Source organism: Reichenbachiella sp. 5M10 (assembly GCF_002742335.1).
GTDB lineage: Bacteria > Bacteroidota > Bacteroidia > Cytophagales > Cyclobacteriaceae > Reichenbachiella.
The window spans coordinates 2,551,694-2,569,731 of the sequence record NZ_MDGR01000007.1 but is presented as its reverse complement, the minus strand read 5'-3'; the positions used below and the strand labels follow the sequence as shown (position 1 = coordinate 2,569,731).

General features: G+C 48.4%; 9 protein-coding genes. 3 read left to right on the top strand and 6 right to left on the bottom strand.

Annotated elements, in window-relative coordinates; translation table 11 throughout:
• Positions 1–131: 131 nt before the first annotated feature.
• From BFP72_RS10270 to BFP72_RS10250, 5 genes are all read right to left on the bottom strand, one after another.
• Positions 132–2,183 carry an Ig-like domain-containing protein gene (locus BFP72_RS10270; RefSeq protein WP_158233371.1) on the bottom strand — a complete coding sequence of 684 codons (2,052 nt, stop codon included), beginning with the start codon at positions 2,181–2,183 and terminating at the stop codon, positions 132–134.
• Between the two features lie 353 nt (positions 2,184–2,536).
• The gene (locus BFP72_RS10265) at positions 2,537–3,448 is read right to left on the bottom strand and encodes an AraC family transcriptional regulator (protein WP_099599053.1); all 912 of its coding nucleotides are present in this window, start codon (positions 3,446–3,448) and stop codon (positions 2,537–2,539) included.
• Between the two features lies 1 nt (position 3,449).
• The gene (locus BFP72_RS10260; RefSeq protein ID WP_099599052.1) at positions 3,450–3,962 is read right to left on the bottom strand and encodes a hypothetical protein; all 513 of its coding nucleotides are present in this window, start codon (positions 3,960–3,962) and stop codon (positions 3,450–3,452) included.
• Positions 3,963–3,989: 27 nt separating this feature from the next.
• Positions 3,990–4,943 (bottom strand): SDR family oxidoreductase, encoded by a 954-nt coding sequence (locus tag BFP72_RS10255; protein WP_099599051.1) that lies wholly within the window; start codon positions 4,941–4,943, stop codon positions 3,990–3,992.
• Between the two features lie 176 nt (positions 4,944–5,119).
• Positions 5,120–6,778, bottom strand: a complete 1,659-nt coding sequence (locus tag BFP72_RS10250) for a 7TM diverse intracellular signaling domain-containing protein (RefSeq protein WP_143520025.1) — start codon at positions 6,776–6,778, stop codon at positions 5,120–5,122.
• Positions 6,779–6,922: 144 nt separating this feature from the next.
• Between BFP72_RS10250 and BFP72_RS10245 the strand changes: the two genes are divergently transcribed.
• A complete protein-coding gene (locus BFP72_RS10245) occupies positions 6,923–11,068 on the top strand; it encodes a hybrid sensor histidine kinase/response regulator transcription factor (protein WP_099599049.1) in 4,146 nt (1,381 codons plus the stop codon).
• Between the two features lie 8 nt (positions 11,069–11,076).
• Here BFP72_RS10245 and BFP72_RS10240 read toward each other — a convergent pair whose 3' ends face one another.
• Positions 11,077–11,748, bottom strand: a complete 672-nt coding sequence (locus tag BFP72_RS10240) for an NAD-dependent epimerase/dehydratase family protein (protein WP_099599048.1) — start codon at positions 11,746–11,748, stop codon at positions 11,077–11,079.
• 428 nt (positions 11,749–12,176) lie between these two features.
• Here BFP72_RS10240 and BFP72_RS10235 point away from each other — a divergent pair, with 428 nt between their 5' ends.
• A complete protein-coding gene (locus BFP72_RS10235) occupies positions 12,177–14,813 on the top strand; it encodes a glycoside hydrolase family 3 protein (protein WP_099599047.1) in 2,637 nt (878 codons plus the stop codon).
• Between the two features lie 94 nt (positions 14,814–14,907).
• Positions 14,908–18,033, top strand: a complete 3,126-nt coding sequence (locus BFP72_RS10230; protein WP_099599046.1) for a TonB-dependent receptor — start codon at positions 14,908–14,910, stop codon at positions 18,031–18,033.
• Positions 18,034–18,038 lie beyond the last annotated feature (5 nt).

Genomic DNA, 18,038 nt, shown 5'->3' with positions numbered 1-18,038 from the left:
AGCCCCTGTTGTAGGGCTTAGCCTTATGAGTTTTAGGCGTTTTGAGTGACAATCCGTACCGAGAGATATCTCTTGGTACGGATTGAGTATCCAGTCCTCAACCGATGGGTGACTGCAGGACTATTGAAGGCTTATTTCTTGAAGACCTTTTTAGAGAAGTAATCATCCTCTGTTTGGATTGTCACGATGTAGTAGCCAGTGGGGAATGACGAGAGGTCTAGCGCGATATTATTTTCGTCCGCGGTATAGTGACTGCTGTATTTGACCCTTCCGAGCAAGTCGAGAACACGGACCTCACCTGTGTTGATTCCTGTGATCTGGAGTAGTCCAGTGCTAGGGTTAGGGTAGATCGATAGGTCGAGTGAATGGGCCGATGGTGTAGGGATTGTTGTACGTGCGCCTGTGTTAGGCTCAGTTCCCCAAACCAAGGTTCCGTTTTGGTAGAGAGTGATGGATGCATGCTCTGTGTACGAAGAGATGCTACCGTCGAATGAGTAATCGTTGGTTTCGTCGGGGTTGGACCAATCGCTGTTGGTGATGCGTAGTTTCAGGTTGCCAGAGTCGTCATCGGCTGATAGGCTACCCGCAGAGGCGTCAAAGGACACTTCGAGGTAGTAGTTGACCCCAGAGGTATTGACAAAAGTGCCGTTGACGTTGGAGTTGCCGAGGGCAGCATAGTCACAGTTGAACACTGGTGAAGCTGATCCTTCTTGGCTAAACCAATACCGCACGGTGAGGTCAGCATAGGGCACGCTGCTCGCTCCGTCGTTGTGGATTTTGATGTAAGGCTTGATTTTGTTGTTGTCAGTATCTGTGTCTCCAGGTTCATACTGGATGCTCAAGTCAGAAGAGCCGCCATTGTTTCCACCTCCATCATTGCCACCTCCTGATGCATTGACGGTGATGGATACACTCGATGAGGTTGTTTGGGCATTGCTGTCATCGGTGGCAACAGCCGTGAGGGTATAATTGCCCGCGCTCACGCTCGACCATGTGTAGGCGTAGGGGTAGGAATTGTCTTGGCCTATTTTGGACCCGTTGCTGTAGAACTCCACCAAGGTGATCTGTCCGTCAGAGTCGTTGGCTACAGCGGATAGCGTGAGGTCATCACCAGCGGTGAGGGTCGCACCAGTGTTGGGAGATGAGATGCTGACGCTAGGCGATTGATTGGAGCCGCTCGGGGAGCAGGCACCATACCAGCTTGGGCAGCTTTCGGTGATGCGGCTGTTGTAGACGTCTCCCGAAGGGCTGCGGGTGTTGTAGACGGCATAGACTTCTGAAGTACCGCCGTAGGCCTCCATGATGTTGCCATCCGCATCGTCCATGTTGAAGGTATTGTGGTGAGCGATGTGATCATAGCCGGAGAGTTCTACTCCTCGGTCATGCACGGCGATACCACGTGTGATGTTGCCTTCACCGTTTTGATTGAAGGTGTTGTACCTTACATAGGTTCTGATGCCCTTTAGGTCCATGAAAGAATCCGCATAGTTGTCCCCAGAGATGCCACTGGCATCCACCGTATTGTACTCCACGATAGTCTCCGTAGAGCCTTCTTTGATATCAAATGCCTCTGCACGTACATCGGGACCGATGCTACAGTTTTTAACCGTCGTGTGGTCTACATAGTGGTCGTGGTTGCTCCATGAGCCTTTGTCTGTTCCGATGTAGACGCCTTCTCCAAAGCCTGGGTTTACATTGCCTGTGTCGTAGATTGTACAATCGTCGATGGTCACATAGTCAGACCCGTCACGTACATGTACGGCTTCATTGCCGAAGGTGTGAATGGCACAGTGGATGGCTTGGCTGTGGTTGGAATTGTCAAACACCAGGCCTTTTTGTCCATACGAAATCTCGAGATCCTTGACGATCCAGTAGTCTCCTTCGATGCGGAGTACTGTGCGGCTGCTGAGGTTGTTGCCCTTGAGGTGGGGTCGGTTGCTGGATGAGGCTCCTCTGAGGATGATGGGATTGGAGGCAGTGCCATTGGCGCCTCCATAGTAGTAGGCTGCTTGGATTGAATTGCTGGACACGTAGGTCCCCGCCGCAATGATGATTTCATCTCCGGCCGTCGCGGCAGCTAAGGCGTCTGTGATTTGCTGCACCGTGCTGCAGTTGTAGGTTGTCGCTTGGAGCGAAAATGAGAGCATAAGGAATGCCCCCAAACATAGTACTGAGTTTTTCATAGTCATATTAGTCTTGTTAAAAGATGCGAAGGCACTCCAAAGGGTTGGTACTTAGAGTTCCCTCTTTAGTTGACAAGTAAGTTAGGATGTAGACGAGAAGCGAAAATTCAGAATTGGGGGTATATCCATACAAAAATTGGAGGTAATCGGTCGTGCAAATCATCAAACCTATCCAGTGATTTGACAGAGCCTATGGAGTATTGGTGTAGGGTAAGGTATTGTGTGTGACGTTCTGCTCTTCTACGAGCAGAAGTACGGTAGGGTGCAGGATTGTTGGGCTCTGCTTTGACAGAGGCATTCCATTGGTACTTTGCAGACTTTCTAATCCTTATTGCTTTTGGTGTCCTTATGATTTAGTTCATTTTGTACTTTTCTCTATATTCTGTAGGGTTGATTCCTTCTTTCTTTTTGAATAACCTTGAAAAGTAGGGGGGATATTCAAAGCCTAGTTCATAGGCTACTTCCGCAATCGTTTTGTTAGGGTTCAATAAAATGTTTTTGGCTTCATCGATCAAGTACAGTTGCAAATGTTCTGTGGAGGTTTTGCCCGTTTCTCTTTTGAGTGTATCGCTAAGGTAGCGTTGCGAAACCGATAGTTTGTCTGCCATTTGTTCGATGCTAGGAACCCCGTTGTGCTGCAGTTGACCTGAATCAAAATAATCTTTTAAAAACTGATTAAACCGCTCCAACAAATCATTCGAGAGTGCTTTTCTATTTAAAAATTGTCGTTCATAAAAGCGATTGGCATATTTCAAAAGTGTACTCAGCTGTGAAAGGATGATTTCTTTACTGAATTCATCTTGATTGTTTTGGTACTCCAAGTCGATGTTTTCGACTATCGATTCGATCTGTTTTTCTTCTTTGGGCGAAAGATGCAAGGCTTCATTTACCGAGTAGGAGAAAAAGCCATATTTCTTGATCTGATGTGCTAGTTCCGTGCCTTTGATGAAATCTTGGTGAAAGTTGATCGAAAAGCCTTTTTGTGCAAACACTACGCTACTATCCCACTGGAGGACTTGTCTGGGCGCGATGAAAAACAAGGCGCCATTGGTGAAGTCGTATTGGGTACGGCCGTAGATTAGATTGCCCTTTACTATTTTCTTGAAGCTGATGGTGTAGCAATCGTTGGTGATCGGTGGTGAGCTCTCCTTCGGACATGGGAGGAAACCGTCGCCTGTGGCCGAAAAGACGCTGAACATGGGGTGCTCGGGGCGCGGGAGATCCAGGTAATCGAGGTAGGCAGAGAGTGTTTTGAAATGCTGCATTTTACTTGTCTATGGCTTGGCGTGCTAGCAACAACTGCTGGTGGTACTCGGCAATGCGGGCCTGTGCTGTGCCGTCTATGAGCAATATCACCACCAACATGGCCATGGTAGTGATCATACTGGCGCGCCAAATGGGCGAACCGACAAAGTACAGCACGAGGGCACATGCCACGATCATGACCGGGATGGCGGTAAATACGATGGTTTTGTACTCTTGGAGGGTCGCTTCGGCTCGCTCGATCTCTGAGGCCACAAAAGCGGTGGGGTCTGCCTTGTAGGCCGTTTCGAATTGAGCAATCCTTGCCTTGTTGGTGAAAAACAGACCTAGTCCGATGATCGTCAGCAATGCCCCCGCTATCAGCGTGGGGATGATGTAGGCTTTGGCTATATCGGTTTTGCCCAACTGCCAAAAGCCCAAGCTTGCCATCATAAATGCTACTCCAAAAAGAATGAAAAATGGGGTGGAAAAGAGTTCGGCTTTTGCCCAATCGATCGCCGCTTTCAATATATCCATGATTTTGTTTTTTTAAGATGCTTCAATTTACAAATTCCACTTCAAACCGACGGCCTCCTCGGAGACGTGCCACAGCTTTTCGGCGACTGCTTTGTCCTTGGCATGTGGTGCCAATTGACACACGCCGACGGGACCGGTCCAGTAGTTTCGGCCTGTAGGACCATAAAATACGCTTTGATCCAAACCGGGTTCTGTGGCGCACATCAATTCGGGATACGATCCTTTTTCTGCGGATTGTACCAGAGGGGTCAATTTCATGATCTGCCAAATGAAGCGTGTCATCAAACTGCCGCTGGTTTTGATAAGGGAGGTAGCCGAGGCGCCTGGGTGGCAGGCATATACTTTGACGTCCGTCTTGCCGGCTTTTTTCAATCGGTCTTGTAGTTCGTATACAGTCATTATCTGTGCGAGTTTGCTTTGACTATACACATCGTTGGGACCGTAGTTTTTGTCCCAGTTCATATCATCGAACTGTATCGTTTTGATCCCCAAATTGTAGCCCATACTGCCCACGGTCACGATGCGTCCTTTGGATGCTTCGATACGCGGGTAGAGCAGCGCCTGCAATAGGAAGTTGCCGTAGTGGTTGACGCCCAACTGACTTTCAAAGCCATCAACAGTGAGGGTTTGTTTGGGTACTTGGGCAATAGCCGCGTTGCATATCAATGCATCGATTTGTGGTGTGGTTTTGAGGATTTCTTCTGCCGCATTGTGGACAGAGGCCAGTTGTGCCAAGTCCATGCTGATATTGCGTACGTCGATCGAGTTGCCGAGTGCTTCCTTCAAGGTGGCAATGGTATCTGCGGCCTTTGTGGGATTGCGATTGAGCATCACCACTTTGGCACCCTTTGAAAGCAATATTCTGGCGGCTTCATATCCTGTGCCGCTGGTAGTACCTGTGATCAGGTATGTTTTGCCATCCAGTGAGCCGATGCGCTCAGGTGTCCAGCCTTGTTTTCCAAATTGATTGTTGATACTCATCTTTGCTTATGATTTGTTGTAATTCAAGAACAATACAAAGATCTGTATGAAAGGACTTTAACTCCTTATACACAATTTCGAATGATATATACTTTTTGGGATATCCTTTGATTGGAGGGATACTTCAGGATCAACCCTATTTGTGATCTTCACTTTCAAGTATCCAAAAGCATGGGTCACTTGTGAGAGTCTGGCCCCTCTGATTGAGTGTGTTTTTTCTCTTTTTCCAAATCGTGATAGATGCTGTCACGTACCTCATTGAATTCCTCTTCGTACTTCTCAAGGTAGCCTTCTTTCTCGAGCATGGCAGACATACGTTTGGCGACATAGTCCATTTCTGTGGTAGAATTTTCGATGTGTTTGAGGTATTCTTGGCTTTCTTCCCTGCTATTTGCGAACTGTAGGATGTTGAGCAAACCCATGATGCGGGAGAGTGGGGCGCGGAGCAAGTGGGAGTTCATGAAGGACTGTTTGGCGAGCAACCAGTTTTGTTCTTTGGTGTAATCCAGGTATTCGACTTCCAACGCACGTTTTTCTTTTTTGAGCACATTCATGCGATCGCCAATGGCGAAGGCAAAGAGTACCGCTTCGATGGCAAATCCATAGTAGAAGGACTCCTCCACGAAATCGTTGTAAGGAATGATGCCGTTGGTCGAGAGGATGAAGAGTACCATGCCAGAGATAGCGAAGAGCCAGCCCAGTACGTAGTAGTGCGCATGGCTCACGCCTTTGATCCAGACATACACTCCAGCGGACCATAGACTCAGGTTGAAGAGCAGGGAGGAGGTCGAGACAATCATCGCCATGATGCCGACATGTAGCCAGCCCGAGGCATCCAGTAGCGGTACGATCACGACGAGCACCGCCATGAGTAGGATGATCCAGTAGCGCAATCGAGGAGCATTTTTGGGGAGGTCCAAGTAGATGATGGCAAACCACCCCCCACTTAGGTAGCCGACACTCGTCCAGACGGTGTAGAAAGGGTTTCCCTGCCACATCCATTCCTCACTGAAGAGGACATAGCCATTGTGAAAGGGCACGGCATAGGTCACAAACAACAAGTAAATCAAGTAGGGAATGAAGATCAAGTCTCGGGTAGAGAAGAGCAGAAAGACGTTGTAGATGAAGATGCAAAGCATGAAGCCAATGAAGAGCAGCGGAATACTTTCTTTGTGCAGCAGGTAGCTGGATATCTGTGTCAGATCGCCTGTTTTTAGGATATAGTTGCGGTGACGTCTGGCGGCTATTCGCAGGAGGAAGGAGCCCTGTTGATGAGCAGGTAGAGGGATGGCTACCGTCCGGTAGGGCAACCCTGGCACTCGGGTATCTGGTTGGAGATGATCGTAGTGATGGACTGGGAGATAGGCGCCTGTGCTATCGAGAGCATACAAGGTGGCTCGCCATACGATGGATTCATGACCCGGACTGAGATACTGGATGTCTGTGCTGCAGCGCTCAAACGCCAGCCAGATCACCGAATCCTTGATGGCGCAGTTGATGATGTCTGTGGGTGCCAAGGTGAATTCTTGATGGTGCCAGTGGGAGGCTGCCTCTTGGACTGTGAGTGTACCTGTCGTGTCGACATATTGATAGACGGGGTTGAGGATGTCCAATGACTCACTCTTGCTGACGACTGGTAGCATAGCGAAGAGCCCGAGCAGGCATACGCCAAATGTCTGAAAGAATGTGTTTGGAAGTCTCAAAATGTAGCCTTGGGTTTGGAGCAAATCTACCCTAAATCCGTGCAACGACACAGCGATGAGGGGGTATCTCGCTCGACGGGCTTGTAGGGGATGGCTGTACATCGCCAAACCCCTGTCGGTGAGATGCGTCAATCATGGGAGGAAGTGGCAAAAGCCGCCAAGTGGGTGCTGCAACATATGTGTCATAGGATGCAGCATTTGTGATAGGGATAGTATTGGGTTTTTCGTCAATTGCAGTTAATATTAGGGTAGGCGAAAATTGAAAAGACGAACTGCATGGTGAGAGATGGGATATGGAAGTGTGCGAGGGTATTGGTGCTGCTGTTGGCTTGGGGGCAAGCGATGGCGGGTGGCGAACAAAACAAGTATGTGTTCAATAGCATCCATGAAGGCATGTCCAAGCGTGCAGTGACTTCTTTTTCTCAAGATGCCGAAGGGTTCATATGGATTTCGACTTTTGGGGGAGGACTCTATCGCTACGATGGGCTGGACTATGTACTCTATGATTTCAAATGGAACGATTCTACTTCCATCAATAGCAATGTCATCTACCGTATATACCATGACAGTCGGGGTACCATGTGGGTCGCTACCGACAATGGGGTCTGCCGTTTCAACAAAAAAACGGACTCTTTTGAGCGCTTGACGATCCAATCCAAAGGAGAAGATCTGAGCAATTTGACGTATTTGACGGTAGAGGAGATGGCGGACCACTCGATCTTGTTTACTTCAGGCTACTACGGTTTGTTCAAGCATGACCCCATCACGAAGCAGACCGAGGTGATCCCGATTCAGAACAGAAGAGTAGACCCCTTATTTATCCGAGATATCGTCCGCATGCCCGACGGGACGATCTACTTGGCAAGTAGCTACGGGATACTGGAGTACGATACACAAAACAACCTACTCATAGAGGCGGAGTTTCTTGGTGGAGAGCGATATTTTGGACTGGAGTTGTCTGTCGAATCCTTTTGTTTGCACAGCAGTGGTGATCTTTGGGTAGGGACCCAATACGATGGAGTGTATCGTATGCATTTGGAGAGCAACAAGGGGAGAGAAACCTGGCAGCTCCAAAAAATACCCATTACCAACAAGCGTATCTTGTCCATGGTCGAGGATACGGATGGTTCGATGCTGATCGGTACCGAAAACGACGGGTTGTGGGTGATTGATCCACTGGGGCGTGTAATTCAAGATTTTTACTACGACAAATTCGAAGGAGGCCATATCAAAGCGAATTCGATCTGGGCGCTCTATCGCGATAGAGATGAGCGGATCTGGTTGGGCTACTACGACAAAGCTGTGGGCGTATATGATCCGAATTACGACAAGTTCGATCAGCTACTCAGCCAAGCCAATAACCTCAATTCGCTACAGGTAGGCTCAGTCACAGGAATCGTAGAGGATGAGCAGGGGAAATATTGGATCGGTATGGATGGAGGAGGAGTAGATATCTATGACCCTCGCACGGGTATGTTTGAGCATACACTAGGGGCCAATCCACGAATCAAGGGGATGAAAAATAAAGCCGTCCAAGCGATACTGATGGATGACCAGCAGCAGCTCTGGGCAGGGAGTTGGGAGGGAGGCTTGTTTTACCTGCCACATGGAGGAGAGCAGTTTGTTCATTACAACTTGCTCAATGCCAAAGGGGAAGAAGAGGCGATTCGTATCATCAGTATCGATCAAGACCAACAAGGTAGACTATGGATCGGCACCTTCGGTCATGGCATTCTTTCGTTTGACCCAAGTACCAAAGAGTTTGAGACCTATCTAGGGGAGGACTTTAGCGCACAAGAACTCGTCAATGCTGATGTTCGCAAGATTTTGGTCTGTCAGGATAGCAGTATCTGGGCAGGTACGACGAGAGGGTTGTACAAATTGACGAAGAAGGCGCAAGGTGGAGTAGCGGTGACTTGTGTACGACTCAGTAGAGAGCGCTCAGAGATCGATCATACGAGTACCAATCATATTCTGTCCCTCTACGAGGATACGAAGGGTTTTTTGTGGATTGGGACAGATGGTGGAGGGTTGTGTAAGTACGATCGAGCGCGTAGTGAGTTCAAGTGGTACAGCCAAGCCAACGGGCTGTCTCAAGAGACAATCAGTGGGATACTAGAGGACGATCAAGGAGTGATTTGGGTCAGCGGTCAGGCTGGACTATCGTCCATCGATCCGCAAACCAACGAAATCAAGCAATACACTGTGCACGATGGACTGTTGTCCAATGCCTTCAATTTCAATGCAGCGTACAAAGACGATCAAGGCCAGTTATTATTTGGCAACTATGTAGGGATAGATTATTTCAATCCCAAGGATTTGATTACCAATGCAGTGAAGCCCAAAGTGTACTTGACCGAGCTTCGCTTGTTCAACGAGCTGGTATCTCCAGGCCAAGACAATGAGATTTTGACGCATGTTATTTCACAGACGGATCAGATTACTTTGACTCCTGATCAGACGGTTTTCACGATTCAGTTTGTGGGGCTCAACTATACGCGTCCCGAAGAAAACGAGTATGCCTTTTATCTAGAAGGGCTGGAATCCGACTGGAACTATGTGGGAAACAAGCGTACCGCCACTTACACCAGTTTGAAAAGTGGAGAGTATGTCTTCAAAGTCAAAGCAGCCAACAACGACGGAGTGTGGAGTGAGGAGGTTCGCACACTTCGGATCACAGTGTTGCCTCCGTGGTGGAGAACGACAGTGGCCTTTATGATTTATTTGGGGACATTTTTGTCGTTGTTGTACTTGTTTTTCAAAGTCGTACAGATCCGTGTGCGGGACAAACAAGCCGTACTCACCGCAGTAGAAAATAGAAAGCGGGAGGAGGAACTGAACGATAAGAAAATCCAGTTTTTCACGAATATCTCACACGAGTTTAGGACACCGCTCACGCTCATCATCAATCCCCTGCGTGACGTACTGCAAGACGATCAGCTGACTTTGCCGCCACGGGTACAGGACAAATTGAGCGTCATGTACCGCAACTCTGACCGTCTCAAGCGTCTCATAGACGAGCTGATGGATTTTCGTAAGTTGAAGTTCAACAAACTGGCAGTACGAGTGGAATATTTTGAGATTGAAGAGGCGATACGATCGATATGCGGTTATTTCCAAGAGGAAGCCATCTCCAAGCAGATCGACTTAGAGGTTGTCACCAACCCGACAGACCAGTGGCTTTGGCTTGACAAAGGCATGTTGGAGAAAATCATGTTCAATTTGCTTTCTAATGCCTTTAAGGTGACTCCACAGCGAGGGAGTATTTCGGTGGAGACCACTCTCCTGTCGCACACCTACGAGGGGGGGGAGGTATTCGATAGTTTTAGAATTCGGGTCAAGGATACAGGGCCTGGGCTGGATGCAGACCAGTTGGACAAGATCTTCGAACGTTTCTATCAAGTGAACAAAAAGAATAAGGATTATTTTGGCGGAACGGGTATTGGGCTCGAAGTAGTCAAGGATTTCATCTTCCTCAACAAAGGCGATATTCGTGTCGAGAGCCAAGTGGGTGTGGGGACGACTTTCGAAATATTTTTCCGATTAGGAGAGGAGCATTTTGAGGAGACAGACAAGGTGCAAGCACAGTCCGTCGACCAAGTAGTCGATGGACTGTCGTCCCGAGAACTCGTAAATAGGCCAGAGCGGACTGTAGAATCTACAGGTCGTGTCAAGAAGACGGTGCTTGTCGTGGAGGACAATACTGAGCTCCGCAAGTACCTAAGGGATGAATTGAGTATCGATTTCAAAGTTTTGGTAGCCAAAGATGGACTCGAAGGTTGGGAGATAGCGAGCAAAGAACTCCCGGATGTGATCATTACTGATGTGGTCATGCCTGAGAGGACAGGGACGGAGCTATGTGCCCAAATCAAAGAAAACTTGAATACCAGTCACATACCCGTCGTGATGCTGACTGCCAAGAGCAGCATCGACGAACAGCTAGAGGGTATCAATCAAGGAGCAGATGCTTACATCACCAAGCCCTTTGATATGCGCCTGGTACTGAGCCAGCTCGCACAGTTGATTCAGAGCCGTGAGAAGCTATTCAAGAAGTATTTTCAAGGGATGGCAAGTAGCGAAGAGGTCAATACCGCCAGTTCGCTTGACAAGGATTTCATCCAAAAGCTGCTGCAGTACGTGCACGAAAACCTCTCCAAAACAGACCTCAGTGTCGAGGCACTGGCAGAGGAACTCAACCTGAGCAGGAGCCAACTGTACCGCAAGGTCAAAGCCATGACAGGCAATTCAGTTAATGAATTTACCCGAAACGTCCGTTTGGAACAGGCGCACAAACTCATCGCCAAAGGCAATACCAACATCTCAGAAGTCAGCTATACCGTGGGGTTTTCTTCTCCTTCCTATTTTACCAAGTGTTTCAAGGAGCACTTTGGTCATTTGCCGACAGACACACCTAGAGTGTAAGTACAGCTTTAGAGTTTCTTTGCGAGGATTTGAATATCCTTGGGGGGAATGATGGTGTGTGAATGGCCGTGTATGGTCGCCTGTATCATGGCTTGACCGACTTGTGTCGAATCAACGACCGAGTCAGGGTTGAGTTTTCTGAGCAGAGGGAATAGCCAAGAAAGACAGTTGATCAGCAGGCTGTAGACCTTGCCACTGGGTTTTACACCGCGCTTGGGTACGATCAAGCCAGGGCGAAACATGTAAGCCTGTCCAAAGCCCAAGTTTAAAAGGTCATTTTCTGTTTTCCCCTTTATTCTTGCCCACATCACTTTTCCTTTTTCGGTAGAGTCTGTACCTGCTCCCGAGACGTAGGTGAAAGTCATGTGAGGGGAGGAAGCGTGAAGTGTTCGGGCCAATGCCAGGGTATAGTCGTAGGTATATCGTTTGAAATCCGATTCCTTCATCCCCGCCGAACTCACCCCCATGCAGGCATAGCATGCGTCATAGCCCGAGATTTGCTGAGCGATCGCGCGGAAGTCTGAAAAGTCCTCATGAATCAGCTCAGTGAGTTTTTCATGTTGGAGGTCGAGGGGTCTCCTAGCAACTGATAGGACAGCGGTGATTTCGGGGTGATCCAGACATTCGAGCAGTACTCCTTTGCCCACCATTCCTGTGGCACCAGTGATGATTACTTTCATAGATATTGGGTATAGATCTGATCTACCACATACGGGCAAAGACGATCATGCGCCGAGAATCTCTCGGGAAATTTTGACCCATAGGGTGCATGTAGTACCTCATTGTTTAGTCCATACTTTTCAAAAGCTATTCGACTCGTAGATGAAATGACACAGATGTCGCATCGAGTATAACAAATGATGTACGAAGCAATAAAACCTGTGTATACGCATCAAAATTGATGGTGCATGCTCGATTTGTGACAAGGCTTGGTTTGGCTTCTTTTCATATTGCCTTATGATTTATGAAATATAATCGGAGACAACTAGTGGGAATGATGAGTGGAAAAAAGAAGCAAATGATGATGGATGGGCTATTGGTCGTAGCATTGGTTGCTTTGCTGTTTCTTCTTATTTCATTTCTATAATCAATCATTAAGAATAGATATATGAATAGCAAAATGTGCTTGGTAAGAGGAGTAGTACTGATAGCGATTGTCGTAGGGATGTCCATGTGTGGACAAAAGACGCAGTATGAATTTGAGTTTATGAACCCCGAATTGGACGCCCACACTCGGGCGGTGAAAATGGTAGAGCAAATGACGCTCTCTGAAAAAGTATCTCAAATGAGGTACGATGCTCCGCCCATTCCGCGCTTGGGTATCCCGAGATACAACTGGTGGAACGAGTGTCTACACGGAGTAGGCAGAGCGGGTGAGTCCACGGTGTTTCCACAGGCGATTGGGATGGGCTCTACGTGGGACCAAGACCTGATGTTTGAGGTGGCAACTGTCATTTCCGATGAGGCCAGAGCCAAGCACCACAAGTTCGTCAGTGAAAACAAAAGAGGAATCTACCAAGGGCTCACTTTCTGGACTCCCAACATCAATATCTTCCGTGACCCACGGTGGGGTAGAGGACAGGAGACCTATGGGGAGGATCCTTATTTGACGAGCCGTATGGGTGTCAACTTTATCAAAGGTCTCCAAGGCGATGATCCCAAGTACCTGAAAGTAGTCGCTACGGCGAAGCACTTCGCGGTACACAGTGGGCCGGAGAAGACTCGTCATGAGGACAACTATCAGACTTCAGACAAAGATTTGAAAGAAACCTACTTGCCGGCATTTCGTGCAGCGATCAAGGAGGCCAATGTCCAATCGGTGATGTGTGCTTACAACCGGTACCGCGACGAGGCATGTTGTGGTAGCAATCTTTTGCTGACCAATATTTTAAGAAACGAATGGGGATTTGACGGCTATGTCGTGTCGGATTGCTGGGCTATCAATGACTTCTATATGCCCAATAGACACGGAGTGTCCGATTCTCCAGAGGAGGCCTCTGCCTTGGCTGTCAAAACGGGTACGGACCTCAACTGTGGAGATACTTATGATCCGAACTTGAGTGAGGCGGTACTCAAGCAGTTGGTCGAGGAGCAAGCAGTAGATCAAGCCTTGGTGCGCTTGATGGAGGCTAGGTTCAAGTTGGGGATGTTTGATGACGAGAGTATTGTACCATATTCCCAAATTCCATACAGTGTCGTAGCAAGCGAAAAGCATCACGAACTATCCAGAAAGGCTGCTCGTGAATCCATGGTTCTACTCAAAAATGAAGGAAACCTCTTGCCGCTGAGCAAGGAAGTGTCCACTGTAGCAGTGATTGGTCCCAATGCCCACGACAAGCAGTCCTTGCTAGGCAACTACCACGGGACACCGCACAACCAGATTACCCCATTGACGGCTATCAAGGCAAAGCTACCCAACGCAAAGGTGTTGTATGCCAAAGGATCAGATGTCGCAGAAGGATGGCCTCTATTGACGCCTATCCCATCCGAGTATTTGCTCTCTGATGGACAAGCCGGACTGCAAGGAGAATACTATCCCAACGCTGAATGGGCAGGAGAGGCGAGCGTCTCTCGTCTGGATGAAGTGGTGGATTTTGTGTGGTTGACGGAGAGGCCTATTGCTGATATGGTTTCGGATACTTTTACCGTACGATGGACGGGGCAATTGGTGGTGAAAGAGTCCGGTACCTACCGCATTGGATTTAGGGCTTGCAACAACGGTAAGGTATACCTCGACGGAGAGAAACACATCGATTTCAACGACGACCACCAGCCATTGATGAACTATCATGATGTAGTACTTCGCGCAGGCGAGCCAGTGGATATCAAAATTGAGTACTACAATTTCCATACGGACCCACAGGCACAGTTGCTCTGGGCCAAATTGGACGAAGACCTCTTGACTCCTGCAGTAGCAGCAGCCAAGCAAGCGGACGTCGTGGTGATGTGTCTCGGCTTGACACCAGATATCGAAGGGGAAGAAATGCCTGTCGTATTGGAAGGCTTTGATTCGGGGGACCGTTCAGAGATTACTCTGCCTTCGTCACAGCGCGAACTCTTGAAAAAAATCTATCAACTCGGCAAGCCGACGGTAGTAGTTTTGATGAACGGGAGTGCCTTGGCAGTGAACTTTGCTGCTGAGCACGTGCCCGCTATCCTCGAAGCGTGGTACCCTGGTGAGTTTGGTGGAGAAGCCATTGCAGATGTGCTTTTCGGGGACTACAACCCTGGGGGCAAACTGCCTGTGACATTTTATCAGTCTACCAGTGACCTGCCTGATTTTCAAACCTACGACATGACCAATAGGACCTACAAGTACTTTACCGGTACCCCCTTGTTTCCTTTCGGTCACGGGCTAAGTTATACCCGTTTTGCCTACGATGATTTTGTGGTCAGTGAGACGACTGCTGGTGAGCCCATGACCGTTTCTGTCCAGGTGACCAATACAGGGGAGCGGGTTGGCGATGAAGTGGTGCAACTCTACGTGTCACACCGCAAACAAAACGCTCAAGCCGCTGTACGTTCGCTCGTCGGGTTTGAACGCGTGTCTTTGGCACCTGGGGAGAGCAAAGAGGTACAACTCGTTGTGAAACCAGAGCAATACGCACAGATCACCCAGGACGGACAAGTGCTCATAGAGCCAGGAGATATCGAAGTGAATGTAGGAGGGAAACAACCTGGGTTTGAGGGAGTCGCAGATGCGCAGAGTACGCAAGTATTGACCAAAACAGTGAAGATACAATGAAAGAAAAATGAGCTGGAACTATTACGAGTAGTTCCAGCCACTAACCGAATTCGAATGGTTCGAATACCAATTAATTACTAAAAAGCAAACTATTATGAAAAAACGATTACTGAAAGCATTTGCACTGAAAAGTGCTTTGCTATCGATTGTTTTGACTCTATGTCTTCTAGGGACTCATGGGTTGACTGTGCAAGCAGCAGCTGAGGGCAACAAAGCGGACATCACAGTCAAAGGAAAAGTGACGGATCCAGCGGATGGATCGAGCCTACCCGGTGTCAATGTCCTCGTCAAGGGCACAGCCAGTGGTACGGTGACTGATATGGAGGGAAACTACTCCATCACGGTGGATGAAGCAGGGACTCTAGTCTTTAGTTTCATAGGGTACCTGTCCCAAGAAGTACCTGTAGCGGGACGATCTACCATAGACGTAGGCTTGGAGATGGATATCCAATCACTGGAAGAAGTGGTGGTCGTAGGGTATGGTGAGCAGCGTAGATCCGAAGTGACCGGAGCGATCAGTTCGGTGTCCTCCAAAGACGTCGTATCAGTACCTGTCGCTACGGCTGATCAAGCCCTACAGGGGAGAGCAGCAGGGGTCACTGTGATCAACAACGGTTCGCCAGGGACCTCACCTACCGTGACAATACGTGGGCTCAATAGCACCAGCAACAACGGACCTCTGTATGTGATCGATGGTGTGATTTCGTCAGGTATGGGGAGTTTGAACCCTAATGATATCGAGTCGATCCAGGTTCTCAAAGATGCGTCTACTACGGCAGTGTACGGTTCGAAAGGATCAAATGGCGTCATCATGATCACTACCAAAAGTGGCGTCTCAGGCAAAGTAACTGTAGATATCAATGCCTACGCAGGGACACAGTGGACAACCAAGCGATACGATTTGCTCGATACGGATGAATACATCCAATACGCCACGGATGCCTTCGGAGCACCTACCAGAATGACCGACCCGCAGTATGCATCGATGTTGGACAACAATACGGACTGGCAAGACGAAATTTTCCAAAAAGGCATGATGCAAAACTACAACGTAGGTGTGTCTGGTGGTGGTGAAAACAGCAATTACCGCATTTCGGCAGGATACCTCTCACAAGAAGGGATCATCGTGAGTACGGGTATGGATCGCTACAACTTCAGAGCGAATAGCAATTTTACCTTGGGACGATTGAAAGTCGGAGAGAATATCTCCATCGCGATCAGCGAACAAAATCCAGAGACGAGCAACGGTGGACGATCGGTCATCGAGCATGCTATCAAATCTGCTCCTTATCTCCCGGTAAACAATGCCTCCAATCTTGGGGGATATCAAGGCCCTAATAGCTCTATCGATGGACAGGATGCTGAAAATCCCGTGCGGATTCTAGAAATGGGATCGATAGCTGACAAGCGGATGACTGTGATTGGCAATGTCTATGCTGAGCTTGAGATCATCAAGGGGTTGAAATTCAAAACCCAAGTAGGGGGAGAATTTCAGAATTTCGACTATAGGCTATTCAAACCATCCTACGATGACGATAGCGAAGGAGCGACACACACACAAAATTATGCACTCATTGGACATAGCAATGGCTCGTTGCGTACGGTGATCTTGACCAATAGTCTGAATTACTCAAAGACTATCGCAGAAAATCACAACATTGAAGTATTGGCCTTGGCCGAGCAAACGTCTACCCAGACTGAAAATTTGAATGCGAGAAGCAACAACTACATCTCGGATGATGTGAATCAAGTGTCAACTACGGATGTCAATTTGTCCTCTTACACCAACGAGTACTTCCGAATGGGCTATCTCGGTAGACTCAACTACAACTATGCTGGCAAGTACTTGATTGGTGCGTCGATCCGTACGGATGCTTCGTCACGATTTGGAGAAAACAACAGATGGGGGACCTTCCCTTCGGTATCTGCTGGATGGAGAATCAGCGAGGAGGCTTTCTTGAAAGGGGTGAACATGATCAGCAATTTGAAAGTACGAGGTAGCTGGGGGAAAACGGGTAATGACAACATCGGAAACTACCTGTATTCTACCAATATCGTGTCCAATTTCCACTACGGAATCAATGGAGGGGATGCTCTCGGAGCAACTGCCTCTGGTCTCGCCAACCCCAACCTAAAATGGGAGGAGACCTCCATGACCAACTTCGGGTTGGATCTCGGCTTGATGAGCAATCAGGTGACTTTGTCAGCCGAGTACTACATCAACCGTAGCAGCGATATCCTGATGCCACGTGTTTTGCCACTTTCTTCTGGTTTTCACAACGGTAGTGTGGTAGAAAATATTGGCGAAATGGAGACCAAGGGGATCGAGTTGAACCTCGGCTTCCAAGATTTTGAAGGGGACTTCCAGTGGTCTGCTTCTTTGTTGTTTGGGACGAGCAGAAACGAAGTGCTCGGTTTGGGCGAAAATGAAGCCATCACAGGAGCTACCTTTGAAGGCCAAGACATCTCAAGAACCGAAGTAGGCCATCCTGCTTTTCAGTTCTATGGATGGCAGTTTGATGGCATCTTCCAAAACCAAGGGGAGGTAGATGCACATGCGACACAACCCAATGCCGAGGCGGGAGATTTCCGAATCGTGGATGTGGATGGAGACGGAGTGATCACTGATGATGACCGCACATTTATTGGCAACCCTTTTCCAGACTTCTCTTATGGATTGAACTTGGGTGCTTCGTACAAGGGCTTTGATTTTAGCTTGTTTTTCAACGGTGTGGCGGGCAATGATGTGTACAATACCAATATCTACGATCTCGAAGGAATGCCCCGATTGTTCAACTCTGGTACGGCTGTACTGGACAGATGGACAGGCGATGGGACATCCAATTCGGTACCAAGAGCGGGTGGTGCAGGTACGAACCTACAGACATCTAGTCGCTTTGTGGAGGACGGTTCATTTTCTCGGTTGAGAAATGTGACTTTGGGTTATGACTTGACACAGATCGGAAACCTACAGAATATATTCACTAGCTGTAGAATCTATGTCAGTGGACAAAACCTATTGACATTCACCAAATACTCAGGGCTAGATCCAGAGATAGGAGCCTATACCAATAGAGAGGTAAACTCGCCTCCAGGAGCGATCGGTTCTGTGCCGACCAATGCCAATGGACAGCCTACAGGCAACTTCGAGTCTGGAGTGGATAGAGGAAACTACCCTATGCCTAAGTCTTTCATCGCGGGTATTGAAATCACATTCTAATCTTA